Below are 25,241 nucleotides of genomic sequence, written 5' to 3'. Positions count from 1 at the left end.
TACCGTCAGGGGGTGTTCACCCGGCGGAGGAAGCATTTCGGGACTCCGGCCGACAAGGCGACGTATGCGACCCTGCATACCGCCTCGTTGGCCAGCCCGCACCTGCGCGAAGGCCTGACACCCGGAGCGGCCGGTAAAGCGAGCCGTCACCTCAGAGACCTCCTGGGTACGGCGGCCATCGCCATCTGCGACTCGTCCGGCGTACTGGCCTGGGACGGCGTCGGCGGACCGTACGAGAGCAATCACCGTCGCGACGCCAAGGCCCTCGCCGCGCCGACGCTCCGCTCGGGCCGGACCGCAGTACTAGGTGCGCATGACGTGGCTTGCGGCGATCCGCAGTGCCCGATTCGTACGGCGGTGGTCGCGCCAATCGTCACCGAGGAGCGGGTGGTCGCCGTACTGGTCGCGTACAGCAACAACACCTCGGCTGCCCTGGTCAGAGCGACCGAAGAGGTCGCGCGGTGGGTCTCCGGCCAGGTGGAGCTCGCCGAGCTCAACAAGGAACGCACGCGCGCTATGGAGGCTGAGCTGCGTGCACTGCGGGCTCAGATCAGCCCGCATTTCATCTACAACGCTCTGGCCGCCATAGCGTCGTTCGTCCGCACGGATCCCGAGCGGGCGCGTGAACTGCTGCTGGAGTTCGCGGACTTCTCCCGGTACGCACTGCGCCGTGGCGGCGAGTTCACCACGCTGGCCGACGAGCTGCGCAACGTGGAGCGCTATCTGGTGCTGGAACAGGCCCGCTTCGGTGATCGGCTCAAGGTGTCGCTGCAGATCGCGCCGGAGGTGCTGCCGGTGGTCATCCCCTTCCTGGTCGTCCAGCCGCTGGTAGAGAACGCAGTACGGCACGGACTCGAGGCAGGAGCCGGATCGATCACCATCCGTGCGCGAGACCGGATCAACGAGGCAGAGATCAGCGTGGAGGACGACGGCGCCGGCAGCGACCCTGAGGTGATCCGGGCCGCGCTCTCCGGCGAGACCGGCAGCGACTCGGTCGGCCTGGGCAACGTCGACGCCCGCCTGCGCCAGGTGTACGGCGACACGTACGGCCTCGTCGTGGAGACAGCGCTGGAGGCCGGCACGAAGGTAACTTTCCGCATCCCCAAATACTCCTCAGGGGTGCACGCGTCCCCTTAGTGTGTGGGCATGGCCGACACTCCGCTGCGCGCCCTCGTCGCGGACGACGAGGAGCCCGCCCGCGCCGAGCTGGTGTACCTGCTGAGCCAGGACCCCCGGATCGGCCCTATCCAGACGGCATCCGACGGCCCGGAGGCGCTGAAGATCCTGCAGGCCAGCGACCTGGACGTGGTGTTCTGCGACATCAAGATGCCCGGTCTGGACGGCATCGACCTGGCCAGCGTGCTGTCCAAGTTCCGCCCCCCGCGCCCGCGGATCGTCTTCGTCACCGCGTACGACGAACACGCCGTGGCTGCTTTCGAGCTCGACGCGGCCGACTACGTCATGAAGCCGGTCCGGGCCGAGCGCCTGGCCGAGGCGGTCCGCCGGGTGGTCACTGCGGGCGCACCGGCCGCACTGCAGTCGCCTGACGACACCGAGGACGAGACGATCTCGGTGGAGCTGGCCGGCGTCACCCGGTTCGTCCAGCGCTCCACAGTCCGGTACGTCGAAGCGCAGGGCGACTACGCCCGCCTGCACACCGGCCAGAACTCCCACCTCGTCCGCATCCCGCTCAGCACTCTGGAGGAGCGCTGGCGAGACGCCGGCTTCACGCGAATCCACCGCAGCACGCTGGTCGCGCTGGCGCACATCGACGAGATGCGCGTCGACGGCGGCCGGTGCGCGGTCCGCGTGGGCGGCGACTGGCTCCCGGTCAGCCGACGGCACACCCGCGAGCTACGCGACCTCCTGGTCCGATCGACCTCGTTGCGATGAGTACTCCGGAGGGACCGCGTCGGGTCCGCGTCACCAGTCCGCGGACCAGCGCGGCACGGCGTCCGATCATCCCGACCGGCACCCGCGAGATCGACGAGCAGACCCGGCTTGGCGAGATCTACATGCTCTCGCTGGTGCAGTCCCAGCTACGGCTGACGCTGGCCGTCATCGGCGTCGTACTGCTCGTCCTCGGCAGCATCCCGCTGCTCTTCTGGCTCGTCCCGCCGGTCCGAACCCTGTCCATCTTCGGCCTGCCGCTGCCCTGGGTGATCCTCGGCATCCTCGTCTATCCGGTCGTCTACATCGCCGCGCGCATCTACGTCCGCAACGCCGAGCGGATCGAGGCCGAGTTCACCGAGTTCGTGGGTCGGCAATAGATGTCGTCGGCAATCAGTTTGAGCGCGATCGGATTGGTGGTCGCGGCAACGATAGGGATCGGGTTGTTCGGGCTGCGGATCTCGCGGACCACGAGCGACTTCTACGTCGCCAGTCGCGCCGTCAGCCCGCGCTGGAACGCGTCGGCGATCAGCGGCGAGTATCTGTCGGCCGCGTCGTTCCTCGGCGTTGCCGGACTGGTGCTGGTCAACGGCGCCGACATGCTGTGGTTCTCGGTCGGCTACACGGTCGGCTACCTGATGCTGCTGGTCCTGGTCGCGGCTCCCTTGCGCCGGTCCGGTGCTTACACGTTGCCGGACTTCGCCGAGACCCGCTTCGAATCCCCCTTGGTACGGCGGATCTGCGCCGGTCTCGTGGTCGGGATCGGGACGCTCTACCTCCTGCCGCAGCTGCACGGCGCGGGTCTCGCCGTACAAACCGTCACCGGGGCACCGCCGCAGGTCGGGGCGATGATCGTCGCGGTGATCGTGGTCATCAACGTCGCTGCCGGCGGGATGCGGTCGATCACGTTCGTCCAGGCGTTCCAGTACTGGCTCAAGCTGACAGCGTTGGCCACGCCAATCTTCGTGATCCTGCTCATGTGGCACCAGCCCACCGGCGTACTCGACTCGTTGCACGGCGCGGCGGCCGCCTGGGCGGAACCGCTGTCTCGCGCGGGCGGCCGCGACCATCCGTTGTACGCGACGTATTCGTTGCTCTTGGCCCTTTGTTTCGGGACGATGGGGCTGCCGCACGTCCTCGTCCGGTTCTATACGAACCCGGACGGGCGCGCGGCCCGGCGGACCACCGTCGTCGTCCTGGCGTTGCTCGGTCTGTTCTACCTCTTCCCGCCGATGTACGCCGTGCTCGGGCGGACGTTCGCGCCTGACCTGGTGGCGAGCGGCGGGGATACCGTCGTACTCGAGCTGCCGGGACGAGTTTTCCCCGGTACAGCAGGGGATCTACTCGGTGCGTTGGTCGCGGCGGGGGCGTTCGCGGCGTTCCTTTCGACGTCGTCGGGGTTGACCGTCGCGATCGCTGGGGTGATCGACCAGGATCTGTTGCGGAGCCGGTTGCGCGAGTGGACCGGCGGCGATTACGTGGCGGTGAACAGCTTCCGGATCGCGGCGCTGATCGCGATGATCGTGCCGTATCTGGCGTTCACGGTGACGGGTTCGTTGAGCCTCGCGGACACCGTCGGGCTGGCGTTTGCCCTCGCGGCGTCGACGTTCTGCCCGTTGTTGGTGCTGGGGATCTGGTGGCGGCGGATGTCGACCACGGGCGCCGCGGCCGGGCTGGTCGTCGGCGGGATCGCGGCCAGCGCTGCCGCTCTGATCAACGTGGCCGGCGCGCCTCAGGGCGGTTGGCCGCGGGCGCTCGTCGGGCAGCCGGCCGCGTGGACGATGCCGCTCGCATTCGTCACCGTGATCGTGGTCTCGAAGCTCACCCCGGACCGCATCCCGGCCGGGACCGCTCGCAGCATGGTCCGCCTGCACACCCCGGAGGCCGTCGACGTGGACCGCGGCCTGCCACCGCGCTGAGACCGCTCGTCGTGTGATTCCTACCGCTCGGCGCAGCGGAGTGATCCACCGGACGACTGGTCTGCTCCGCTGAGCGCTCGATGCGCGCCGGTGCTGTCGAAGCATCGTGACCCAGGCCACAGTACGACGTGCCCGGCCTCTTCCGCCCGGCTCGATCCACCTGGAGGCTCGCCGATGAGTGATACGCGCGATCCGGACCTGACGACCTATCGGGATGTCCAACTGTCACCGGACTTCTCCGAGCTGCGTCGCAGGTTCCGGCGGTTCGTGTTCCCGATGACCGCATTGTTCCTGGTCTGGTACTTCGTCTACGTCCTGCTCGCCGACTACGCGCACGGCTTCATGTCGCACAAGGTCGGCGGCAACATCACCGTCGCCCTGCTGTTCGGGCTCAGCCAGTTCGTGTCGACGTTCGCGATCACGCTGATCTACGTCCGCTGGGCCGACCGCCGGCTCGACCCCGACGCCGCGAAGCTGCGCCGCCAGATCGAGGGAGAACTGCAGTGACCGCCCCACTGATGTTGCCACTGGCAACGGACATCGGAAACCCGACCGTCAACATCATCATCTTCGCGCTGTTCGTCGTCGCGACGCTGGCGATCGTGTTCCGGGCCTCCCGCAACAACAAGACCGCGGCCGACTTCTACGCCGGCGGCCGGTCGTTCACCGGCCCGCAGAACGGCATCGCGATCTCCGGCGACTACCTGTCCGCCGCGTCGTTCCTCGGCATCGCCGGCGCGATCGCGCTGAACGGGTACGACGGCTTCCTGTACTCGATCGGCTTCCTCGTCGCGTGGCTGGTTGCGCTGCTACTAGTTGCGGAGCTACTACGGAACACCGGTCGCTTCACGATGGCCGACGTACTGTCCTTCCGCCTCAAGCAGCGGCCGGTCCGGATGGCGGCCGCGATCTCGACCCTGGTCGTCTGCTTCTTCTACCTGCTGGCCCAGATGGCCGGTGCCGGCGGCCTGGTCGCGCTGCTGCTCGGCGTCAGCCACCGGGCCGGACAGAGCATCGTGATCGCCGTGGTCGGCATCCTGATGATCACGTACGTCCTGGTCGGCGGCATGAAGGGCACCACCTGGGTGCAGATCGTCAAGGCCGTGCTGCTGGTCATCGGCGCCGGACTCATGACGCTCTGGGTGCTCGCGAAGTACAGCTTCAACCTGTCCAGCCTGCTCGGCGCAGCGGTCGACAAGAGCCCGGCGGCCGGCGAGAAGCTCCTGTCGCCGGGTCTGCAGTACGGCGCCACCGGCGTCACCAAGCTGGACTTCATCTCGCTGGCTCTCGCCCTGGTGCTCGGCACCGCCGGTCTCCCGCACGTGCTGATGCGGTTCTACACCGTGCCGGACTCGAAGGAAGCCCGCCGTAGCGTCAGCTGGGCGATCTGGATCATCGGCATCTTCTACCTGTTCACACTGGTCCTCGGGTACGGCGCTGCCGCGATCGTCGGACCGGACCGAATCAAGGCCGCTCCGGGCAAGGCGAACTCGGCCGCCCCGCTGCTCGCTTTCGAACTCGGCGGCGAGGTCCTCCTCGGCGTCATCTCCGCGGTCGCGTTCGCCACGATCCTGGCCGTCGTGGCGGGGTTGACGATCACCGCGAGTACGTCGTTCGCACACGACATCTACGGCCAGATCATCAAGAAGGGCCAGATCAGCGGCGACGGCGAGGTCCGCGTGGCGCGGTACACCGCGGTCGTGATCGGCATCGTCGCGATCATCGGCGGCATCTTCGCCAACGGCCAGAACATCGCGTTCCTCGTTGCATTGGCGTTCGCGGTCGCGGCGAGTGCGAACCTGCCGACGATCCTCTACTCGCTGTTCTGGCGGCGCTTCAACACCCGCGGCGCACTCTGGAGCATCTACGGCGGCCTGGCCTCGACGATCATCCTGATCGTGTTCAGCCCGGTCGTCTCCGGCAAGGTCGACGCGAAGACCCACGCCAGCCTGTCGATGATCACCGACACCAGCATCGACTTCCACTGGTTCCCGCTCGACAACCCCGGCATCGTCACGATCCCCCTGGCCTTCCTCCTCGGCTGGCTCGGAACGATCACCAGCAAGGAGCCGGTCGACGTAGACCGCTTCGCCGAAATGGAAGTCCGCTCCCTCACCGGCGCAGGCGCCGAAAAGGCAGTCACCCACTAAGACCTGTCAGGCAGGCCCTGCTGATTCGACGCGGACCTGCCTGACAGCCCCAACTCCGGGCGGCCAGGTAGGCGAGTACCTGACCGCCCGGCTCACGTTTCTGGACGACTCAGTTCCAGAGTCTCGGCGACAAGAGGTCGGTGGAGTCGATCGGCGGGAGGCCGTCGTCAAGTTCACGCAACCGCCTGTAGACGTCGCGCATCGCAGCCTTGTCCGTCAGGTACTTCCCGCCCGCGGCGCGCTCGAGGACGGTCAGCGTGCCGATGAGCCTGATGGACCCAACCTCCCGGCCTGCAGCTCGCATCCTCTCGAGCCGCTTGATCTCCGCTGTCGCCTGAAGAGCGCCCTTTCCATCGTCGATGAGTACGGTCACGATCTCTCCCGCCACGACAGCGACGACGGCATGCGCGATGACCATCGTCTCGCCAAGGTCCTTCGACTGCGTCATCCGGTCTGGCATCTGCAGGTCGGTGAGCCGCTGGACTACTGCTGCGAGCTCCGGCGTGTTGTCGTCGGGCAGGATCTGCATCCAGCGCTCGGACAGCTTGCGCCAGACCTTCTCCGCGGCTTTGAAGCGAGGATCTTGCGCCGCCTTGCGAAGTACTTCGTTCTGCACCGTCTCCGGCGCACTGAGCGCACCCAGCGTGCCGATGAGCAGGCGTTCTTTGTTGATGGACAGGAAGTTCAGGCCGGGACCAGCATCGATGATGGGCCTACGACTCATCCGCCGTACCGCCGTCATCCAGGTCCGACAGGTCTACGTCCACCTCAGGAAGATCCTCGGCCGCGGCCCAGGCGACGGTTTGTGGCTTGGCGACAACGCCGGCTTGACTCAGCTCAGCTTCCACGTCACCAAGGCTGACGCCGCGAAGCGTCGCGATCGCCCGTGCAGGCAGAACACCCTCGATGTAGCCGCCGACCGCCCTTGCCAGCAGTCGTTGCGGCGCTCTGCGTTGATCGGCGTCCGCCTGCAGGACGTGATAGTGATCGGTCCACCCGAACCGGACCGCGAGCTGGGGCGTGGTCCAGGTTTTCCAGTCCTCTTTGGTTTTCGCGTCGATGTATTTGCGCTGATGCAGGGCGATCGCTGCCATCGCCGGCGACACCAAGAATCGCTGAACGATCGCGGAGAGGGTCGCCGGACTCGCGGCATCGCGATTGCCGAGGAACTCCGCCAGGCCGTCCTGCGGAATCAACAGGTGCTGCGCGAACGCATCGGCCCGTCTCTCCTTCGGTGTCCGAGCGCTCCAAGCGCCGGAGCTCTTCTCGGCCCAATCCTCGAAGAGCACGTGTCCGAGCTCATGAGCAAGAGTGCTGCGCTGGCGCATCGGATTCAGCGTCCGGGCAACACCGATGAAGACCGCGCCGCGCTCCGGGTCGCGCATCGTCATGCCGTGCTCGTCGGGATCTGCGTCGAGTACTGCGACATCGATCCCGGTCGCTTGTTCGATGATCGCGACGAGATCGCCGAGCGGCTGCACGCCCAGGTGATGTTGCGCGCGGAACTGCGCTGCCGCCTCTTGCCCGTCGACCTCTGGGCTCACCGTCACCTGGCCGTCGAGACCGGCTGCGGGCGGAATCGCCTGATCGTCCATGTAGCTGTCGAGCTCGAGGAAGTGCAGCAACGTGTCGTGCATTCCATCCATGCTGCAGTCGTTTGTCGCACGCGCCACACACTGCACCCGGTCAGCCACCACACTCGTCCCGGTGAGCTGCGCGACCGTGTGGCCGGTCGCCTGAGCGATCAACACGATCTCAGGCAACTTCGCCACCCGATCACCGGCAATGATCCGCGAGAGCGTGGACTGCGAGATCCCAGTCACATCGGCAAGCCCCCGCTGACTCAACCCCGCGGCCACCCGAGCGCCTTCGATCAGCGCACCAACATCCACCCCTGCCATGGCTCACCCCCTGAATCACTCGACGGATGAGTGATTCAGTCTATGCGATGAATGACCGGCGACCAAGTGACGGCCCGTCAGGCTCTCCTGCGACAGCCGGAGGGTGGAGGGGCGGCGCGTAGCACGGCGATGGGCTGACCGCAGCCATCACCTCAGCAGGTACGAACCGGCCGCACCACGAGGCGGTCGATCGCGCGGCAGCGCGCACGGGTCCGGGCGATAGCCCGCAACTCCGGCGGCAGCCGGAAGGTCCCGGCGGCAGCCGGAAGGTCCCGGCGGCAGCCGGAAGGGATGCTCCGGGCGATAAGCCCGGGGGTGGGCGGGTGCGGCGCGTAGCACGGCGACGAAGGAGCCGCGCGTAGCACCGCGATGGGCTGGTTCCCGCGCGTGGTTCTCAGAATTTGAGGGTTGGCCAGAGTTTGTAGAAGGACTCGCGCGAGGTGTTGCCGCGGGCTTCTTCGGTGGCGTGGAGGCGGCCGAAGGTGAAGGGGTTGCCGCCGTCGGCGAAGACTTCGAGGGCCAGTTGGTGGAGGAGGTCGCGGGAGACCACGGAGTCCTGGTGTTCGCCGAGGATTTCCTGGACCTCTTCGGCCCGAGCAGCCAGCGCACTCGCCTCATCACCCAGGACAGGTACGGCGGACTCCGCGGCGTACCGGAGTCGCTTGGCCGCCTTGCGGACCTCGTGCAGCTCGTGGTCCTGCTCGGCAACCGTCTCCGCGGCCTGAGAGCGCTTGACCGCCTTGCGCATCCGCTTGCGGTCGTGATCGAGAAGATCGCCGATCTGCTTGGAAGCCTTCCGGTCGTCGCCCGTGACCGGTGGCTTCGCGATCAGTTCGTCCAGGGTGTCGAGCAGCCGGAAATACCGCTCACTCTCCAGCGCCGCGAGCGCCCCCGTGCGGCCGTCCTTGTAGACCCGGCGCAGGTGATCGTCGATCCGGCCGGCAACGCGTCCCATCACCAGCTCGACCGGCTGCTCCGCGACCTCGGCCGCGAAGTGCTCGCGCTGCACCTCCGCATCGCGCGCAACTCCCAGCTCACCCGCCAGCCACTTGAGCTCCGCCCGGATCTCGTCCCCGACCGACCGATCGATCACCGGACGGTACGTCGCCAGCGCCGACCGCAGCCGCCGCGTCGCGACCCGGAACTTGTGGATCGAGTCTGGCACATCCCGCCGTACCTCAGGATCCCTCTCGCGGATCGCCTGAACCTGCGCACCGGCGTACGCACGGAACAGGTCCGACGTCCGCGGCTTCTTGGGCAGCGTCCAATCCACCGACGACGGCACCCGGCTGCCGAGCGCCCGCGCCAGCTTGCTCGGACCGCCCGCGGGGCGTGCGCCAGCCGACTTCAGCAGCTCACCGGCGTCCTCGAGCAGCAGCTTGTCCCCGCCGACGAGCTCGACCTCCCACTCACGCCAGCTCTCCGGCTCGCCGTCCCCGACCGTCGCGGTCACGTTGTCGTCGGCGACCTCCGCGAGTACGGCGCCGTCCGCGTCGAGCAGGCGGTGCACGATGCGCCGCGTCTGCAACGTCACGACAGGTACGAGCGCGTGATCCCGCACATGAACCCGGACCGTCCGCACGATCGCGATCGGCACACTCCGCACCGACCGCCCGAGCGGATAGTGCACCTCGAGCCGCTCACCCGACGAGACCGGGAACTTCACGTGCCAGCCGTCGTCCTCGCCACCGGTACGGCGGCGCAGCGTCACCTTGTTCGCGGCCAGGTCGAGGTCAGCGGTGTCGTAGTACACCGCCTCCAGGTCCAGCTCGACGGGTTGGGCGACGCTCGCGACTCCGGGCAGCTCGTGCAGCGCCGGCAGGATCACACTGTCGTCGACGTCGTACTTCGTCTCGATCTCTAGCTGCTCAGTCGGGGGCATACCCACTTGTTTACCAGGCGTTCATGAATTGGTCTTGTCTCCCGGTCTCACGCCGTCGCGAGCAGGTGCTCGGTGCGGTGCATCGGCGCGCGGGGGCGAAGGTCTCGATGCGGAGCATCGTGGCCTTTGCACCCGTGCGGCGAGGTGCCGTGCCGAGTGCCGCGCAGTAGGCGTGAGACCGGGAGACAAGGCCCCTGTCAGGTGAGAGCGCGTAGATCCGCGACCAGTCGTTGCAGGTCGCGGTCCTCGATGCCGTTGAGTGTCGGGCGGATCTGTCTGCGCTGGTTGCGGTTCAGCGCCCGGCAGATCGCGGCGACGAGGACGAGTAGAGCGATCATGTTCGACCGACCCCCTTGAAGAACGTGTAGTGGAATGTGCCGCCGGGCTCGGCGGTCTTCTCCAGGTCGCGGATGCCCGCGTCCCATTCGGCCTCGGTACGTCGGCCGGCCGCGATCGCACGCTCGCGAACCGACTCGACCATCGCGATGAACGTCTTCCGCGTGAACCCGTCGACGAGCTCCGGAAGCGTCTGATCGGCGTACACGGTGCGCGGCTCGACGTGTACGTCGTCGTACCCGGCCTGCTCGAGGAGCGGCTGGAGGCGCCGGCCGATGAGCGAGTCGCCGCCCGCCTTGGCCTGAAGGTCGACGAGGCAGTCGACTGCGGCCTGGGCCCGCGTACTGCGTGGGTGGTAGATGGCGGACCCGTGGTCGCCTTCGATCACCGTGATCGTGCCGCCAGGGTTGAGGAGATCGCGCAGATCGACCAGAGCCTTGCCAGGGTCGACGAGGTGCTCGAGGACGAAGCAAACAAAGACGTGGTCGAACTTCTCGTCCCGCAGGTCATGCAGGTCCGCATGACGCCAGTCGACCGTGGCTTCCGGGGCATGTATGGCGACGCGGGCCTTCGCCTGGGCGAGCGACTCCTCGGAGATGTCGACCGATACGAGCTCGATCCCGGGGCTGCGGGTCACGAGCTGCACGGTCTGCGCGCCGACGCCACAGCCGGCTTCCAGCACTCGGCTACCGGCCGGGTAGGTGGTGCCGCCGTGGAGGAGGTCGGCCAGCGTTCCGGCCTGGTCCGCCAGGCGGCGGGTCTCTGCCGGGGTGTAGCCGTGGACGTAGTCAGTTCCCATAACCTCTACGATCCGGCCACAATGGTCCTGTGAACAGGTCCAATCCGGGGAGAAGTGGTCGGTCCATTGGAGGCGCGGACTTCCTTCAACTGGATCCGGCCGAGGCAACGCCCGGCGGACTCGCGGACTGGCTCACCGACCGCCTCCGTACGGCGATCTCGACCGGCCACCTCCCGATCGGCACCCGCCTCCCCGCCACCCGCACGCTCGCCACCGACCTCGGCATCTCCCGCGGCGTGGTGACGGAGTCCTACCAACGCCTCACCGAAGACGGCCACCTCACCACCCACGGCCGCTCCGGCACGATCGTCGCCCGAGCCCAGTTCAGGACGACGCCGACGGAGCCCCGGCGAACCACCTCGACAGCCGTCCTCGGCGCACCTGACCTGGAGATCTTCGACAACCTCCGCGCGGCACCGGCCAGGATCGACCTCACGCCGGGAGTCCCGGACCTAGCGGCCTTCCCGCGGACGGCGTGGCTGCGAGCTGAGCGAGCCGTCCTGAACGACCTCGAGTCCGCGAGCTTCGGGTACGGCGACCCAGCCGGAACTCCTGCACTACGACGAGCCGTCGCCAACTGGCTGGCCCGCAACCGCGGCATCGCCGCCGACCCGGACGACCTCATCATCGTGGCCGGTGTCGCGCAGGCGATCGGGCTGGTCGCACAGGTACTCGACCAGCGCGGCGTACACGAGATCGCCGTCGAGGACCCCGGCTCGCTCGGATCCCGGCAGCACCTGCAGAACTGGGGGATGCACACCCCGCCCATCCCCGTCGACGACCGCGGCCTGCAGGTCGACGTACTGCGAGACTCCGCCGCCAAAGTGGTCATGGTGACGCCGGCGCACCACTTCCCGACCGGTGTCGTACTCGACGGCGAACGTCGACGTGAGCTGATCCAATGGGCCGCGGACGGCGGACTGATCATCGAGGACGACTACGACGCCGAACACCGGTACGACCGGCCGCCCGTCCCCGCACTGCGCGCCATGCTGACCGACCGGGTGATCTACGCCGGAAGCATCTCCAAGCTGCTCGCGCCGGCGCTGCGGATCGGCTGGATGCTCGCGCCCGCGCAGTACAAGGACGACCTGATCGGCCGCAAACGCCTGGCCGACCTCGGCAACGCGGCGCTCCCGCAGCTCACCCTCGCCCACCTGATGGAGTCCGGCGAACTCGAACGCCACCTGCGCTTCCTCCGCCGCCGCCACCGCATCCGCCGCGATGCGATGGTCACCGCCATCCACAACTATTTGCCCACCGCAACCATCCACGGCGCCGCCGCCGGCCTGCACCTCACGATCACCTTCGCCGACACCATCAACGACACAGAACTGGCCGCGTCGGCCCTGGCCAAGGGCGTCAAAACCCACCCTCTCTCCTGGCACAGCCAACTCCCCCACGCCCCCGGCCTGGTCCTCGGGTACGCCGCCCGCACCACCACCGAAATCACCGAGGCCATCGCCACAATCGCGTCCGTACCGACGAACAGCTAGCGAGCTCAGCGCGTGTAGAGCGAGGACATCGCGAGCGCGAACTGGGTCATGAGGTCGGGGTTGATCGCGCGGGCCGGAAGCGGGACCAGGTCGACAAGTTTGTCGTCGCCGACGCGGATCGTGGTGCGGCCGGTCGCGGTGTCGACGTACCCCTCGTCGCCGAGCGGGATGGGCTGCGAGGTTGCGGCCTTGCGGATCGGGACCATCAGCGCCGCGGCTTGCGTCGTACGGCGTGCCGAGCTGTAAAGGGCGCCCGTCGGGGTGATCCAACCGCAGACCGGATCGCCGAGAGCCGTCTGTCCGTCCCGTCGGGCCGACGCCGGCACGCCCAGGACCTTCTCGGCCGCATCCGAGCCGCGCTCGCAGTCCGGCCGGGTGATCAGCAGGTCCGCCGCGGGCAGCCCCGGCACCTGCCGGATCGCTTCCTGACCGAGCACGATGTACTTCGCCAGCGTGGCCTTGGGCCCGGCGATCTTGTACAGCTTCCCGTCCAGCAGGAACACCACGAAGCTGCTCGTCCCGTATCCGCCCTCGCCGAGCAGCGCCGGCTTGGCCGGCTCCTTCTTCGTCGCCGCGTACGCCTTCTGGGTCGCCGCCAGCGTCGCCTTTGTTGCCTGAAGCACCGAAGTCTCCACGTTCAGCACCGGCCCGTTGGGGGCCTTGCTGAGCGTCAGCTGACAGACGTCGTACGTCGGAACACCGAAATCGGCGGGTGGTGCCTCGGGGTGGATGTTCGCGACCGGCACGGCGAGCGTCGACTTCACCAGGGTGGCGTCCATCCGCACGCACAACGTCTCCGCGAGCTTCGAGGTCGACGACGGTGTCACGGACGGCGTCTCGGAAGGCGTTTCGCTCGGCGTCTGCGATACCGACACCAGCGGCGGCGCACTCGGCGCGTTCTCCTGCCCAGGACCGCTACAGCCCGCAAGGAGTACGACGGCCAGCCCGGCGGCGATCAGGGTACGCATGATGTCTTGAAGACTAACGGGCCGCGCGGAGGTCCCTTTCGCGTACGGCGTGTTCGTCCGTACGCGCGTCGTACCGCCAGAACTCGCGCAGCCAGGCAGCGGTGCCCACCACGCCGACGACGCACAGTGCGCCGCCGCTGACGATCGCCGTACGGACGCTGGTCAGGTCGGCGACGAGACCGGAACGGGCCTGGCCGCCGAGCGGGCCGAGCGAGTACCCGAGCATCTCGATCCCGGCCAGCCGGCCGCGCATCTCGTCGGGGATCGTCTGGTTCCAGATCACCGAGCGGAACAGCACCGACACCATGTCGGCCGCTCCAGCCAGGGCGAAGAACCCGATCGCGAACCAGATGTTCGGCGCCAGCCCCGCGATCCCGACCGAGGCACCCCAGCCGATCGTGGCCAGCACCACCGCCCGGCCCTGGTGATGGACGTGTTTCGCCCAGCCGCTGGTCAGGCTCGCGCACATCGCCCCGATCGCCTCGGCGCTGTACAGGAGACCGAGCAGTTTCGGCTCCTTCAGGACATCCGTCGCGAACGCCGGGAACAGCACGATCGGCATCGCCAGGAACATCCCGACCATGTCCACCACGTACGTCGCCAGCAGGTCCTTGCGGCGGTACGCGTACATGATCCCGCTGCCGATCGCGCGCAGACTCGGCGCGGTGGTGTGGTCTCCCGCCCGGTACGAGCCCAGCCGGGTGTAGAGCAGCGTCGCGAACACGATCCCGGTCAGCTCGACCGCAAACGCCCAGGTCACGCCCACAGAACCGACCAGGACTCCACCCAGCGCCGGACCGGCGAGCTGGCCGACCTGCGAGGTCAGGGAGCTCAGCGCGACCGCCGCCGGGATCTCCTGGTGGCGGACCACGCGCGGCAGCAGCGCCTCGCGCGACGGCCGCTGGAGCGAGGAGGCGACGGCGTTCAGCGCGCCGCAGACATAGATCAGCCAGATCTGCGGGTGGGCCAGCAGGGTGTTGGTGACCATCAGCGCGGAGATCACGACCTGGGCGATCCCGGTGCTGACCAGCAGCGTCCGGCGCTCCACGTGGTCGGCCAGCGCACCGCCGTACAGGCCGAACACGACGAGTGGTGCGATCGTCACCAGGCCCATCGCGCCGACGGCGAAGTTCGATCCGGTGAGTTGGTACAGCTGGTACGGCAGAGCGACGTACCCGACCATGCCGCCGAGGAAGAACACCGATCCGGACACCAGCAGGATGCGGAAGTCACGGGAACCACGCCACGGGGTCAGATCGACGCGCAACCGGGCCAGTCGCGTGCGGAGACTTGCTGCCACCGGAACATAGTGACAGGTCCTACCGGCAGGGACGAACCTGATTTCCGGCCACCCTTTCGAGCACCGTCGAAACGTCCGGTCGAGACCCTCCGAGCGCCCTAGCGTGGCACCGATTGGTTGCCCAGGGCGTCAATCTCACCGGCCGGGAACGCCCGGCCGGTTCTCGGGAAACGGAGAAGAACCGGATGATCTCGATCAAGTCGGCACGCACCCGGCTGCTCGCCACGCTCGCCGTGGGCGCTGCCGCTGGTGCCACCCTGCTTGTTCCCCCGTCCGCACAGGCGGCCGGCACGACCGCTGCGAGCACCACCGCTGTGTCCTCGGTGCTCAAGCCAGGTGAGTACCTGAAGCCGGGCCAGTACCGTCGCTCGCCGAACGGGATCTACACGCTGATCATGCAGACCGACGGCAACGCCGTCCTCTACAAGGGCCGCACCGCGCTGTGGGCCTCGATGACGAACCGCAAGGCCTCCAGCCTGATCATGCAGCGCGACGGCAACCTGGTCGTCATCTCCGGCCGCACGCCGGTCTGGGCCAGCAACACCGGCGGCAGCACCGGCGCGTATCTCGCCGTGCAGAACGACTCCAATCTGGTGATCTACAACGTCCGGAACAAGGCGGTCTGGTTCCGGCACATGGTGATCGGCACGCTCGGCTCCGGCCGGCTGCTGAACCCCTACGACATGCTCTTCTCGCCCAGCCGGGTCTACCGCCTGCAGATGCAGACCGACGGCAACCTGGTCATGGTGAAGAACGGCAAGACCCCGGTCTGGTCCACCAAGACCGTCAGCAAGGGCGCGTTCGCGGTCATGCAGCAGGACGGCAACTTCGTCGTCTACAGCGCCGCGAAGAAGGCTTTGTGGTCCAGCAAGACCGTCCGCAAGGGCTCCGTGCTGCAGATGAACAACGACGGTCGCCTGGTGATCGTGTACGGCCGTACGGCGGTTTGGTCCACCTCGGCGCACTGATCCGATGAAACGTGAGCCGCGGTGCCGCAGGGGAGCACCGCGGCTCATTTCACGCCCGGACCAGCGGCAGCAGGCCGGACAGGTCGGTGCGCTCGCCGCTGGCGCGGAGTTTGCCGGTCAACCGGGCATCCGCCCAGGTGGTGCGGCCCAGCGCTACGTCGATCCACAGGTCCGGTGGGAGTTCGATCACCGCGCCCGGCGTACCACGGGTGTGTCGCGGACCTTCGATGCATTGCACAGCGCCGTACGGCGGGACTCGGACCTCGACGGCGTGGCCCGGCGCCTTTGCCACCAGGATTTTCAGCAGTTCCTTGGTGAGCAGTTTCAAGTCGGCGCGCTCCGCCGTACCGTCGTTGTAGCGCTGCAAAGCCTGCAGGAACGCGGGTTCGGACATCTCCACGACGTGCCAGCGTACGCGTGGGTTTGCGGTGACGCCCCTCTCGTCAGCGATAATCGGGCGGGAGAGAGGGAAGCGAGGTCGGGATGCTCACGCCCAGGCACCAGGCGCTGCTGATGACGCTGGCGGGAATGACCGTCGGCGTAGCCGTGTTCGGCGCGGTGCTCGCCATCAACGGCGGCAATCCGTTCGCCACCGACAACAACACCTCGGTGGGGATCGTGAGTTCGGCCCCGCCCAGCACCCCGGCCTGTGCCAGTTGTCTCCAGCCCGGCGCGCTGCAGTACGTCGTACAGAACTTCGGCACCGACGACGACCCGGTGTCCGCCGAGGTCCCGACCGGCTGGAAGAGCGCCCAGGACGGCACCCGGCCGAAGTTCCTCGACCCGACCGGCGTCTGGCAGGTCCGGTTCGACACGCGAGGCAGCAAGCAGACCCCGGACCAGCTGGTCGCGGGCCGCGAGCACAGCATCGACGAGCGCAACCTGAAGGTGCTCAGCCGCGACAACGGCACGCTGGTCTACACGTACACCGACCAGGCCCGCGGGCCGCGGATGGGCCTGTCGCGCTGGATCTCGATCGACGGCGGCAAGACCTCAGCCGTCGAGATCACCGTCGGCGGGCGCCCACAGGACGAGGCCGGCCTCCGCGCCGTACTCCAGCATGCGACCGACACGCTCAAACTGCCGGTCGCGTCCGGCGACACCCGGCCCAACTAGCACTTGATGTCGGCGGCCGGTGTGTTGCCCTGCACCAGGTAGCTCTCCACGACGTTCTTCACACAGGCGTTCCCCGACAGATACGCCGTGTGCCCGTCGCCGTCCCGCGTGACCAGGACACCGCTTTCCAGCTGGTGCGCGAGGCTGACCGCCCACTCGTACGGCGTGGCCGGGTCGCGGGTCGTACCGACCACCATGATCGGCTTCGCGCCGGCCGCCGTGATCTTGTGCGGCTGGTTCTGCGGCTTCACCGGCCAGTTCGCGCACGACACCGACGACCACGCGAGGAACTCGCCGAACCGCGGTGACGCCGTCTTGTACGCCGGCAGGTTCGCCTCGATCTGCGCGATCGAGGTGAAGTCGGGGTGATCGAGGCAGTTGATCGCGATGTTGACCTCGTTGGAGTTGTCGGCGTAGCCGCTCTGCTCACGGTCGGTGTACTCGTCGGCGAGTGCGAGCAGGCGGGCGCCGTTCCCGGCGAGCCCGTCGGCGACGGCGTCCTCGAGGCGTGGCCAGAAGTCCTTCAGGTACAGCGGGTAGATCAGGCCGAGGACGACCAGAGCCTGCGTGACCTTGCGGTTCCCGTCGCCGGGCAGCGGGTTCGCGTCGCTGTCCTTGATCAGCTGGTCGACCTTCGCGAGCACCTCGGTCTTGCTGCTGCCGAGCTTGCAGGACCGCTGCGCGCAGTCGTCAGCGAACGCGTCGAGCGCCTTGTCGAAGCCCTTCGCCTGCGCGATCGCCATCTGCTCGTTGGTGATCGACGGGTCGACCGCGCCGTCCAGCACCATCCGGCCGACGTTCTTCGGGAACAGCTCGGCGTACGTCGCTCCCAGGTACGTGCCGTACGACATGCCCATGTAGTAGAGCTGCGGGTCGCCGACGATGCCGCGCAGGACGTCGATGTCGCGCGCCGCGTCCTTGGTCGACAGATGCGGCAGCAGGCGACCGGACCGCTGCTCGCAGCCGGCAGCGAAGGTCTTCGCCTCTTTGTCCAGGTCGTTGATCTCGGCGGCGTTGTCCGGGCTGCCGTCGGCGGCGATCATCGTGTCCAGCTGCTCGGTGTCGAGGCACTTCACCGGCGTGGACTCGCCGACACCGCGCGGGTCCCATCCGATGATGTCGAACTTCCGCAGCAGCGACGAGCCGAACAGCAGCGGCGCCTGCGCGGCGAAGTCCTGCCCCGAGGCGCCCGGACCGCCCGGGTTGATGAACAGCGAGCCGAGCCGGCCGCCACGGTCCCGGGCCAGCACCTTCCGCGCGCGCAGCTCGATCGTCTGACCGGCCGGTTGGCTGTAGTCGAGCGGGACCAGGATCGTCGCGCACTGCTGGTTGGAGCCGCAGCGTTCCCAGTCCGGCTTCTGCTGGTAGAACTTCTCCAGCCCGGCGGGGATGGGGCCCACAGGTGCACTCGGCGGGTTGCTGCCGATGCCGGGCACCTCGGTACCGCTGCCCGCGTTCTGGGCGCGACTGGCCACCCCACATCCGCTCGCCAGGACCGCAAGAGCTGCCACCAACACGGTCGACCTGCGGAATCTCACTGCCCGGTTTCTCCCTCGTCGTCATGGTGCAGGCGGCGGCGCCGGCGCGGCTTCCGGACCCGCCGCTCCTCGCGGGTCTCGGTCGTCTCTTCGGGTACGGCGTCTGTGACGTCTGCTGCTGGTACGACGTCCGGCGCGCTGACTGCTTCGACTTGTGCGGCTGCTTCGGTGGGTGCGGCTGCTTCGACTGGCGCGGCTGGTTTGATCGGTGCGGCTGGTTCGGCTGGCGCGGCGTCCGGGGTCGTCGTACCGGATGCCTCGTACTGCTGCCGCGGCGAGCACACGTCCGCGCGACTGCAGGCGCAGCGCCGGCCCGAGGCCGCCAGCCGGACGACCACGGTGTCGCTCGGCACGTTGTGCCCGACCACCACTCCATCACCCGCGGGGGTCTCCACCGCGCTCCCGAGAGCCGGCGCCTTCGCGTTGAACTCCTGGTAGAGCGGGTGCTCATACTTCAGACAGCACATCAGCCGGCCACACGCGCCGGAGATCTTCAGCGGGTTCAACGGGAGGTCCTGGTCCTTCGCCATCCGCACACTGACCGGCTCGAAGTCCTTCAAGAACGTCGCGCAACACAGGTCCCGCCCACACGGCCCGATCCCACCCTGCAGCCGCGCCTCGTCCCGGGCACCGACCTGCCGCAGCTCGATCCGCGCCCGGAGCGCCCGGGCTAGATCCCGCACCAGCTCGCGGAAATCCACCCGGTGCGGCGCCGAGAAGTACACGATCACCAACTGGTCGACATCCGGCCGCCGGTCGACGAAATCGATCCCGACCACCTTCATCGGCAACCCGTGCTGCCGGATCGTCCGCTTGGCAATCACCCGCGCATCGGCCCGCCGCTGCCGGTTCTGCTCGTCCCGATCCAGGTCCTTCGTGGAGGCGATGCCCTCACACAGCGGCAGCCCACCAACCTCCTCGGTGACGTACTGCGGCGCCCACACGCACTCAGCCACCTCAGGCCCGTCGTCAGTAGGCACGAGCACCTTGTCCCCCACCCGGGGCCGAAACTCACCCGGGTCCAGGTAATAAAGCCGCCCGTACCGCTCGAACGACACCGCCATCACCATACCCACGCCGTCAGAGTACTTGCAGAACGACAATCTGACGCCCCAGACAGCCGGCCCGCGCAGGAGCAGCCCCCGCGTGCTACGCAGCCGCCTCTCGTCGCTCCGCTCCTCGGCGCGGCCACTCCACACGCACCCCACCCACCCCCGGCTCATCGCCGTGCATCCCCTTCCGGCTATCGCCGGACCGTGCGGGCTACCGCCCGTGCGACCACCCCGTGGTCAGGCATGGTCCTAGCCGCGCAAATGAACCGCCCCCGCGTGCGACCACACCCGTGGTCGCGCATGGTCGTCGAACCACACGCAGGAACCGCCCCTGCTCGCCCGCGGCCTGTCGCGGTGCATCCGCCGACCATGAGGGCTGCGACCGCCCCGCGGTCGCGCGTGTTCGTCGCTCATCGAGTCGCTCGCAGGGGCTGCCCTCGCCTGTGACCTGCCCTTGGTGACGCGGGCCGGGGATCGTCGAGGAGGATCAGCCGACGCGCGATCCACGCATGTCACCCCGAGAACTGCGATGGTTCGCCCGGTCTCAGCCAAGGTCAGTCTGAGAATTGTTGTGGGGGCACCCCAACGTGATGGAGCTGTTGTTCGTCCTTGGGGGTGAGAGGGGTGGCGAGGTGGCGGACTGGGAGCCTGTGTTTCGGGCGTTGCTGGCTTTGCGGGGTGGGGCGCTTCGGAGCTATGCCTACCTGCTGACCGGCGACGCGACGACGGCCAGTGATCTGGTGCAGGAAGCGCTCACGCGGGTGTTCAGTCGGTGGCGGATCGGTGCGGACGTCAACGAGCTCGAGGCCTATGTCCGCCGCGCAATGCTCAACCAGTACATCGACAGCCGCCGCCGACTCAAACGCTGGAACGCGACCCGCCACCTGCTGGTCGACGTACCGCACCACGATGACGACCAACTCGCGGTCGCAGACGAGGTCCGGCAGGCGCTCGCGACCCTGTCCCCGAAACAGCGGGCGTGCGTCGTACTGCGCTACTACGAGGACCTGACGATCACCGAGATCGCGGACGAGCTCGGCTGCGCCGAAGGCACCGTCAAACGGCACCTGGCCGACGCCAGGACAAAGCTCGCTACGCAGCTCGGCGTCACCGAGGAGCACCCAATGACCACCAACGACCTGCGAGACCTGCTCCGAGCCACCGCCGCCGAGGGCAGCAACGCCGTCGACCTCGCCGAAGACGCGGTCGCCACCCGCATCCGCCACCGTCGCACCCGCAGCCGACGGCTGGCGATCGGGGGTGCGGCACTTACCGCGGCCGTGGTCATCGCAGGGACCACCTGGGCCGTTAACACCGGCGGCGGACAGCCGCCGCCAGCAGCCAAGCATTCGACTGTCCCGCCTCGGCTCGTCCAGTCTGATTTCGACGGCCCCAGCGGGATGGAGGCGGCGCTGCAGACCACGCTGACCGCCGACGCGAACGGCTGCGTACGAGCGGGTCAATCCGACGTGACTCTCGTGTGGCCTCGCGGGTACACCGTCCGCGGAGACTCGAAGTCCTTCGAGATCCTCGACGGCACGAACAAGGTCGTCGCGCGATCCGGCACCCCTCTGACCATCGGCGGCGGAGGCGCCGACCGCTTCCAGAACACCTGGACAGGCCGAGACTGCGCAACCAGGGGTCACCTTTGGATGGTCGGCGGCATCAGCGCCGCCCGATAGTTGTCAGCAGGTTGCAGGTGCCGCGTGGGGAACGGGCTGGTGCGAGGGCTGGGGCGGGTTCGGGTGGCCAGATAGGCGACGATGAGGGCGACGATCGCAGCCGCACTTCCGAAGATCTCGAAGGTCGGACGTACTCCGACGAAGCCTGCGACGGTGCCGCCGGCGATGGCAGGTAGCGAGATCGCGGCGTACGCGACGATGTAGAAGGCCGACATCACGGCCGCACGGTGCTCCGCGGGGATGACGGCCGTCAGGGCGCGCAGTCCGCCGAGGAACGCGACGCCGAATCCGCTCCCGCCGATGACTGTGCCGGCGAGGTACCAGATCGCCGAGTCGGTGGCCGCGGCGACGACCAGCAGTGCCATCCCGATCGCGAGAGCAAGCGATCCGAAGGCCGCCCCGGACCAGGGCGCCGTACGACGGAAGACGAGCTGCGCAACGGCAGCCGAGCCGGTGAGGGCGAAGATGCCGACGCCTGCGGCCAGGTGGTTGGTGGTGTGGAAGAGCTCAGCGGACAGGTGCGAACCGAGGGAGAGGAACAGTCCGGCGATCGACCAGGAAGAGACTGCGCCGAGAGCCGCCAGCACGAACGGACTGCGGATCGCCGCCGGCACGCGCGGGAGTTGTGGGGTCAGCCGCGGACGGGTGCGCGTCGCGACCGGCTCAGGCATCCGCCAGACCGCCACGAACCCGATCGCGAGCAGCGCGAAGAGTACGACGTACGGCGTGATCCGGGCCGCGGGCAGCAACTCGACCAGCGCTCCCGAGACGAGGACGCCGAGGCCGGTGCCGACCGTGCTGGCGACACCGTTCGCGAGACTGACGGCCCGGGCGTCGCGGGTTCGATGAAGCTCGAGCAACGCAGCGCTGGCAGTGCTGATCAGGGCGCCGGTCGTCAGACCTTGGAGGGCGCGGGCGACGAACAGCCAGGTCACCGAATCGGCGAGGACGAAGAGCACGGTCGCGGCCATCAGTCCGATGAGCGCTCCGAGCAGGACCGGTCGTCGGCCGGCGGCGTCGGACAGGCGGCCGGCGAGGACCAGCGTCGTGAGCACACCGAAGGCGTACGTCGCGTAGACGAGGGTCAGGACCAGCGGCGAGAAGCCCCACAGCTGCTGGTACGTGCCGTAGAGCGCCGACGGCACACCGGAGGCGAACAGGGCGACACCGATCAGCGTCGCTGCCACGGCATAGCCGGTGCGGCGGGACAGTGTGTGGCGGGGAGTCAGTTCCGTGATCAACATGGGAGTCGGGCCTTCCTGGTCGCGATCGGACTGGATGCCCCAAAACTCCTCGCAGACGCCCCGGATCGAGCCCGTCGCGCTGCCCGGTGCTACCTCACTGGTCGCGCCCCAGTGAGGTACTAGACCGCGGCGCGGCCGTCGGGCAGCGCGTCCCGCAGCTCGCGGCGGGAACCGACGCCGAGCTTTCCGAAGACCTTGCGCAGGTGCCATTCGACGGTGCGACGGCTGAGGAACAGCTGCGCGCCGATCTCCGGGTTCGTCCGCCCTTCGGCCGCCATCCGGGCGATCTGCAGCTCCTGCGGGGTCAGGTCCTCGAGCGTCTCGACCGTACGCTTGCGGACCGTCTCCCCGGTGGCCAGCAGCTCGCGGCGGGCGCGATCGGCGAACGCCTCCATGCCTATCCCGGACAGCAGCTCGTGAGCCATCCGCAGCTGTTCGCGCGCGTCGACCCGGCGCTGCTCGCGCCGCAGCCATTCGCCGTACAGCAGATGGGTGCGCGCGAGGGTCTCGCAGCCGCGGATGTGGATGCCCGACAGCCGCTCGATCGCCTCGCGGTACAGCTCCTCGGCGTCGGCGCCGTCTGCGCACACGGCAGCTGAACGGGCGTACGTCCCGAGCGCCCAGCCGGTGCCGCTCGACTCCGCGATCTCGGCCATCCGTGCGAGCGGATCGGTGGCACGCTCCGGGTTACCGCTGCGGACGGCCGCCTCGATGAGCTCCGAGAAGAACAGGATCGGCAGTCCGAGCGCATACGGATCCTCGGCGGCTCGCTGCGCGGCGGCCAGCGCATCGTCGTACCGGCCGAGGCCGTTGTACCGCATCGCGTGGCCCCAGTCGTTGGCGACGAGCCAGAGTCCTTCGCCACGACGCAGTACGTCGTCCTGGCGAGCCTTGGTGAGAGCCATCGCCTCCGCGTCCAGCCCACGCCAGTTGGCCAGCGCGATCGGCCCACGCAGCATCAGGTGGCTGCCCGTCGCCTCGACGACGGAGTCCGCCTCGGCAGCCAGTGAGGCGGCGACCGCGAACCGTCCGGAGAACAGCTCCACGCTGAGGCGGTCGCTGAGCGCGACAGGCAGTACCGAGAACGCGCCGGCCCGACGAGCGAGCGCTACCTGGCGTGCGGTGAGCTCGTCCCACGCCTCGTCGTCACCCAGAGCCCGGGCTGTGTGGCAGGCCAGCCAGAGCCAGCGGAGCTGGTCGTCCTCGGAGAGCTGCTCGTCACGGAACGCCCGCAACGCAACCGCCAACGGCGGCGCTCCCACGCGGTAGCCCTCGGTCGTGAGCAGCGCGAGCCCGTCGAGAAGCAGGTCGCACGACCGCTTGGACGGCCCATAGTCTGCGGCGAGTACGGCGGCGGCGACCTCGCTCACGCTGCCGCGCTCTGCGAGTCGACCGGCCGAGAACGCTGCGGCGAACGCGTCAAGGTACGTCTCGCGGGCAAGGGTTGCGTCCACCTTCTCCAACCGCCGAGCCGCATCGAGCAGGAGTGCCGCGGCGTCCCGGCCACGCGTGGTGGCGAAGGTGATCTGCGCATGGAGCAGTTGCGCGCGGGCACGATCGAGTTCGGGCAGCGGTCCCGCCTGCGCAGCTGTCAGCAGGTGGAGAGCCGATTCCGGCGCTCCGACCTTGTGTTTGCTCTGGGCTGCGGCGAGGGCACGTTGCGCGCGGCGCTCCGGATCGGGTGTGAGCTCGGCGGCGCGCTGGTGGAAAGCGGCGTCCGCGGCCAGCCCGCCTCGTGCTCTGGCCCGCTCCGCCGAGCGCTCCAGCTCGGCAGCTACGTCTTCGTCCAGCCCTGGCGTTGCGTGAGCGAGGTGCCAAGCTCGGCGATCGGGATCGGACTCGGCATCGGTGACATCAGCGAGCGCCCTATGGACGCGTCGACGTTCGGCCGGATCCGCCCCGCCGTACACCGCAGAGCGCACGAGCGGGTGCCGGAAGCGCACCTGCGTACCGAGCTCGACCAGGCCCGCGTCGGTCGCAGGCTCGGCCGCGTCGGCGTCGATCCCCAGTACGGCGGCCGCGCGCCACACCCGGAGCGGATCGCCGACCGTCTCGGCAGCCGCGACAAGCAGTAACAGCCGCGTCGCAGGTGGAAGGTCGGTGAGCCGTTCGCGGAAGGTCTGCTCGATGCGACCCATCAGCGCGGGCGCGCCGTCCAGCCCGAAACCGCCTGCCAACTCAGCGGGCGAACGGCCACGCGGTAGCTCCAGCAGCGCCAGCGGATTCCCACGCGTCTCCGCGACGATCCGATCGCGTACCCGCTCGTCGAGCGGTCCCGCCACCACGGCCTCCAGCAGCGCCTGCGCATCGCCGCTGTCCAGACCAGAAAGGAGAAGTTCCGGGAGCCCGTCCAGGTGCTGCTCGGCGACCGGATGGCGTACGGCGAAGACCAGTCCGACCGATTCGGCGCCGAGACGACGGGCTACGAAGCCCAACGCCTGCGCCGATGCCGCGTCCAGCCACTGCGCGTCGTCCACGGCACAGATCAGCGGCCGCTCCTCGGCGACGTCGGACAGCAGGCTCAACACGGCCAGGCCGACCCGGAACAGGTCGGGGGCATCGCCGTCGCGCAGACCGAGGGCCGTGCCGAGGGCTGCGCGCTGCGGATCCGGAAGCACCTCCAGGTGGTCGGCGAACGGTGCGCAGAGCTGGTGCAACGCCGCGAACGCCAACTCCATCTCGGACTCGACGCCGCCGATGCGAGCGACCCGGCAGTGCGATGCGCGCTGCACCAGGTAGTCCAGCAACGCGCTCTTCCCCACGCCGGCCTCACCACGCAGTACGAGCGCCTGGCTCGATCCGGACCACACGCCGGTCAGCAGTTCGTCCAGGGCCAGGCACTCGCGGTGCCGGCCGAGCAGCTGCGGACCAGACGTCGCCATCGCTATCGCATCCGCCCGTGAACAACCGTGAGCCCGCCAGTCACCACCGACCAGGCAGCGTGCCTGGCTCGACCCAGCGACCAACGCGCCACGGTGGTCCTCCTGAACAACGAGCCCC

Annotated in this window: 22 protein-coding genes; 10 read left to right on the top strand and 12 right to left on the bottom strand. The window is 68.6% G+C overall.

The genetic code is table 11. The features are described 5' to 3' along the window. Nucleotides 1-12: 12 nt before the first annotated feature. The 6 genes from ACFWUU_RS31285 (at nucleotide 13) to ACFWUU_RS31260 (ending at nucleotide 5,959) form a co-directional block, all read left to right on the top strand. On the top strand, nucleotides 13-1,137 hold the full coding sequence (locus ACFWUU_RS31285; protein ID WP_380180845.1) for a histidine kinase: 1,125 nt from the start codon (nucleotides 13-15) through the stop codon (nucleotides 1,135-1,137). 9 nt (nucleotides 1,138-1,146) lie between these two features. Beyond that, nucleotides 1,147-1,893 (top strand): LytTR family DNA-binding domain-containing protein, encoded by a 747-nt coding sequence (locus tag ACFWUU_RS31280; protein ID WP_137252229.1) that lies wholly within the window; start codon nucleotides 1,147-1,149, stop codon nucleotides 1,891-1,893. Beyond that, a complete protein-coding gene (locus ACFWUU_RS31275; RefSeq protein WP_380180843.1) occupies nucleotides 1,890-2,270 on the top strand; it encodes a hypothetical protein in 381 nt (126 codons plus the stop codon). Before ACFWUU_RS31280 ends, ACFWUU_RS31275 begins: the two co-directional genes overlap by 4 nt. Beyond that, complete coding sequence (locus ACFWUU_RS31270) at nucleotides 2,271-3,809, top strand: cation acetate symporter (protein ID WP_380180840.1); 1,539 nt, start codon at nucleotides 2,271-2,273, stop codon at nucleotides 3,807-3,809. A gap of 174 nt (nucleotides 3,810-3,983) precedes the next feature. After that, a complete protein-coding gene (locus tag ACFWUU_RS31265; RefSeq protein ID WP_380180838.1) occupies nucleotides 3,984-4,316 on the top strand; it encodes a DUF485 domain-containing protein in 333 nt (110 codons plus the stop codon). Nucleotides 4,317-4,327: 11 nt separating this feature from the next. Beyond that, nucleotides 4,328-5,959, top strand: coding sequence for a cation acetate symporter (locus ACFWUU_RS31260; protein WP_137254057.1), 1,632 nt, complete (start codon nucleotides 4,328-4,330; stop codon nucleotides 5,957-5,959). A gap of 109 nt (nucleotides 5,960-6,068) precedes the next feature. Here the strand turns inward: ACFWUU_RS31260 and ACFWUU_RS31255 are convergent, their stop codons facing one another. The 5 genes from ACFWUU_RS31255 to ACFWUU_RS31235 form a co-directional block, all read right to left on the bottom strand. Next, nucleotides 6,069-6,683, bottom strand: a complete 615-nt coding sequence (locus tag ACFWUU_RS31255; protein ID WP_380180836.1) for a hypothetical protein — start codon at nucleotides 6,681-6,683, stop codon at nucleotides 6,069-6,071. Beyond that, nucleotides 6,673-7,860, bottom strand: a complete 1,188-nt coding sequence (locus tag ACFWUU_RS31250) for an XRE family transcriptional regulator (protein ID WP_380180834.1) — start codon at nucleotides 7,858-7,860, stop codon at nucleotides 6,673-6,675. The genes ACFWUU_RS31255 and ACFWUU_RS31250 overlap by 11 nt, the downstream gene beginning before the upstream one ends. A 394-nt stretch (nucleotides 7,861-8,254) precedes the next feature. Beyond that, complete coding sequence (locus tag ACFWUU_RS31245; RefSeq protein ID WP_380180832.1) at nucleotides 8,255-9,742, bottom strand: CHAD domain-containing protein; 1,488 nt, start codon at nucleotides 9,740-9,742, stop codon at nucleotides 8,255-8,257. Between the two features lie 197 nt (nucleotides 9,743-9,939). After that, nucleotides 9,940-10,080 carry a hypothetical protein gene (locus tag ACFWUU_RS31240; protein WP_380180830.1) on the bottom strand — a complete coding sequence of 47 codons (141 nt, stop codon included), beginning with the start codon at nucleotides 10,078-10,080 and terminating at the stop codon, nucleotides 9,940-9,942. Then, a complete protein-coding gene (locus ACFWUU_RS31235) occupies nucleotides 10,077-10,877 on the bottom strand; it encodes a methyltransferase (protein ID WP_380180828.1) in 801 nt (266 codons plus the stop codon). The genes ACFWUU_RS31240 and ACFWUU_RS31235 overlap by 4 nt, the downstream gene beginning before the upstream one ends. Nucleotides 10,878-10,906: 29 nt before the next feature. Between ACFWUU_RS31235 and ACFWUU_RS31230 the strand changes: the two genes are divergently transcribed. Then, the gene (locus tag ACFWUU_RS31230; protein WP_380180826.1) at nucleotides 10,907-12,373 is read left to right on the top strand and encodes a PLP-dependent aminotransferase family protein; all 1,467 of its coding nucleotides are present in this window, start codon (nucleotides 10,907-10,909) and stop codon (nucleotides 12,371-12,373) included. A gap of 5 nt (nucleotides 12,374-12,378) precedes the next feature. Here the strand turns inward: ACFWUU_RS31230 and ACFWUU_RS31225 are convergent, their stop codons facing one another. After that, a complete protein-coding gene (locus ACFWUU_RS31225; RefSeq protein WP_380180824.1) occupies nucleotides 12,379-13,341 on the bottom strand; it encodes a hypothetical protein in 963 nt (320 codons plus the stop codon). A 13-nt stretch (nucleotides 13,342-13,354) separates the two neighbouring features. After that, nucleotides 13,355-14,641: an MFS transporter gene (locus ACFWUU_RS31220; RefSeq protein ID WP_380180822.1), complete on the bottom strand. Its 1,287-nt coding sequence runs from the start codon at nucleotides 14,639-14,641 to the stop codon at nucleotides 13,355-13,357. A 185-nt stretch (nucleotides 14,642-14,826) separates the two neighbouring features. Between ACFWUU_RS31220 and ACFWUU_RS31215 the strand changes: the two genes are divergently transcribed. Beyond that, on the top strand, nucleotides 14,827-15,609 hold the full coding sequence (locus ACFWUU_RS31215) for a hypothetical protein (RefSeq protein ID WP_380180820.1): 783 nt from the start codon (nucleotides 14,827-14,829) through the stop codon (nucleotides 15,607-15,609). A 49-nt stretch (nucleotides 15,610-15,658) separates the two neighbouring features. On the opposite strand, the gene ACFWUU_RS31210 is transcribed toward ACFWUU_RS31215, so the two are convergent. After that, nucleotides 15,659-16,003 (bottom strand): sterol carrier family protein, encoded by a 345-nt coding sequence (locus ACFWUU_RS31210; RefSeq protein ID WP_380181790.1) that lies wholly within the window; start codon nucleotides 16,001-16,003, stop codon nucleotides 15,659-15,661. Nucleotides 16,004-16,092: 89 nt separating this feature from the next. Here ACFWUU_RS31210 and ACFWUU_RS31205 point away from each other — a divergent pair, with 89 nt between their 5' ends. Then, nucleotides 16,093-16,725, top strand: coding sequence for a hypothetical protein (locus tag ACFWUU_RS31205; protein WP_380180818.1), 633 nt, complete (start codon nucleotides 16,093-16,095; stop codon nucleotides 16,723-16,725). Here ACFWUU_RS31205 and ACFWUU_RS31200 read toward each other — a convergent pair. Further along, nucleotides 16,722-18,200, bottom strand: a complete 1,479-nt coding sequence (locus ACFWUU_RS31200) for an alpha/beta hydrolase (RefSeq protein WP_380180816.1) — start codon at nucleotides 18,198-18,200, stop codon at nucleotides 16,722-16,724. The genes ACFWUU_RS31205 and ACFWUU_RS31200 overlap by 4 nt on opposite strands. Nucleotides 18,201-18,259: 59 nt before the next feature. After that, nucleotides 18,260-19,333, bottom strand: coding sequence for a stage 0 sporulation family protein (locus ACFWUU_RS31195; RefSeq protein WP_380181788.1), 1,074 nt, complete (start codon nucleotides 19,331-19,333; stop codon nucleotides 18,260-18,262). A 614-nt stretch (nucleotides 19,334-19,947) separates the two neighbouring features. Between ACFWUU_RS31195 and ACFWUU_RS31190 the strand changes: the two genes are divergently transcribed. Then, entirely contained in the window at nucleotides 19,948-20,997 is a 1,050-nt protein-coding gene (locus ACFWUU_RS31190) for an RNA polymerase sigma factor (RefSeq protein ID WP_380180814.1), read from the top strand. On the opposite strand, the gene ACFWUU_RS31185 is transcribed toward ACFWUU_RS31190, so the two are convergent. Together ACFWUU_RS31185 and ACFWUU_RS31180 are read right to left on the bottom strand one after the other, a co-directional pair. Further along, nucleotides 20,958-22,241, bottom strand: coding sequence for an MFS transporter (locus tag ACFWUU_RS31185; RefSeq protein WP_380180811.1), 1,284 nt, complete (start codon nucleotides 22,239-22,241; stop codon nucleotides 20,958-20,960). The genes ACFWUU_RS31190 and ACFWUU_RS31185 overlap by 40 nt on opposite strands. 119 nt (nucleotides 22,242-22,360) lie before the next feature. Then, nucleotides 22,361-25,123, bottom strand: coding sequence for an ATP-binding protein (locus ACFWUU_RS31180; RefSeq protein ID WP_380180809.1), 2,763 nt, complete (start codon nucleotides 25,121-25,123; stop codon nucleotides 22,361-22,363). Nucleotides 25,124-25,241 lie beyond the last annotated feature (118 nt).

It is taken from the genome of Kribbella sp. NPDC058693 (assembly GCF_042715335.1).
Lineage (GTDB): Bacteria > Actinomycetota > Actinomycetes > Propionibacteriales > Kribbellaceae > Kribbella > Kribbella jiaozuonensis.
This window is presented reverse-complemented; position numbering and strand designations above follow the sequence as displayed.

Excerpts from the sequence above, each read along its gene's own strand:
- ACFWUU_RS31185 (WP_380180811.1), bottom strand. The coding sequence starts at position 22,241 with ATGTTGATCACGGAACTGACTCCCCGCCACACACTGTCCCGCCGCACC.
- ACFWUU_RS31280 (WP_137252229.1), top strand. The coding sequence starts at position 1,147 with ATGGCCGACACTCCGCTGCGCGCCCTCGTCGCGGACGACGAGGAGCCC.
- ACFWUU_RS31275 (WP_380180843.1), top strand. The coding sequence starts at position 1,890 with ATGAGTACTCCGGAGGGACCGCGTCGGGTCCGCGTCACCAGTCCGCGG.
- ACFWUU_RS31270 (WP_380180840.1), top strand. The coding sequence starts at position 2,271 with ATGTCGTCGGCAATCAGTTTGAGCGCGATCGGATTGGTGGTCGCGGCA.
- ACFWUU_RS31210 (WP_380181790.1), bottom strand. The coding sequence starts at position 16,003 with ATGTCCGAACCCGCGTTCCTGCAGGCTTTGCAGCGCTACAACGACGGT.
- ACFWUU_RS31240 (WP_380180830.1), bottom strand. The coding sequence starts at position 10,080 with ATGATCGCTCTACTCGTCCTCGTCGCCGCGATCTGCCGGGCGCTGAAC.
- ACFWUU_RS31255 (WP_380180836.1), bottom strand. The coding sequence starts at position 6,683 with ATGAGTCGTAGGCCCATCATCGATGCTGGTCCCGGCCTGAACTTCCTG.
- ACFWUU_RS31260 (WP_137254057.1), top strand. The coding sequence starts at position 4,328 with ATGTTGCCACTGGCAACGGACATCGGAAACCCGACCGTCAACATCATC.
- ACFWUU_RS31250 (WP_380180834.1), bottom strand. The coding sequence starts at position 7,860 with ATGGCAGGGGTGGATGTTGGTGCGCTGATCGAAGGCGCTCGGGTGGCC.
- ACFWUU_RS31245 (WP_380180832.1), bottom strand. The coding sequence starts at position 9,742 with ATGCCCCCGACTGAGCAGCTAGAGATCGAGACGAAGTACGACGTCGAC.
- ACFWUU_RS31180 (WP_380180809.1), bottom strand. The coding sequence starts at position 25,123 with ATGGCGACGTCTGGTCCGCAGCTGCTCGGCCGGCACCGCGAGTGCCTG.
- ACFWUU_RS31235 (WP_380180828.1), bottom strand. The coding sequence starts at position 10,877 with ATGGGAACTGACTACGTCCACGGCTACACCCCGGCAGAGACCCGCCGC.
- ACFWUU_RS31205 (WP_380180818.1), top strand. The coding sequence starts at position 16,093 with ATGCTCACGCCCAGGCACCAGGCGCTGCTGATGACGCTGGCGGGAATG.
- ACFWUU_RS31225 (WP_380180824.1), bottom strand. The coding sequence starts at position 13,341 with ATGCGTACCCTGATCGCCGCCGGGCTGGCCGTCGTACTCCTTGCGGGC.
- ACFWUU_RS31215 (WP_380180820.1), top strand. The coding sequence starts at position 14,827 with ATGATCTCGATCAAGTCGGCACGCACCCGGCTGCTCGCCACGCTCGCC.
- ACFWUU_RS31265 (WP_380180838.1), top strand. The coding sequence starts at position 3,984 with ATGAGTGATACGCGCGATCCGGACCTGACGACCTATCGGGATGTCCAA.
- ACFWUU_RS31195 (WP_380181788.1), bottom strand. The coding sequence starts at position 19,333 with ATGGTGATGGCGGTGTCGTTCGAGCGGTACGGGCGGCTTTATTACCTG.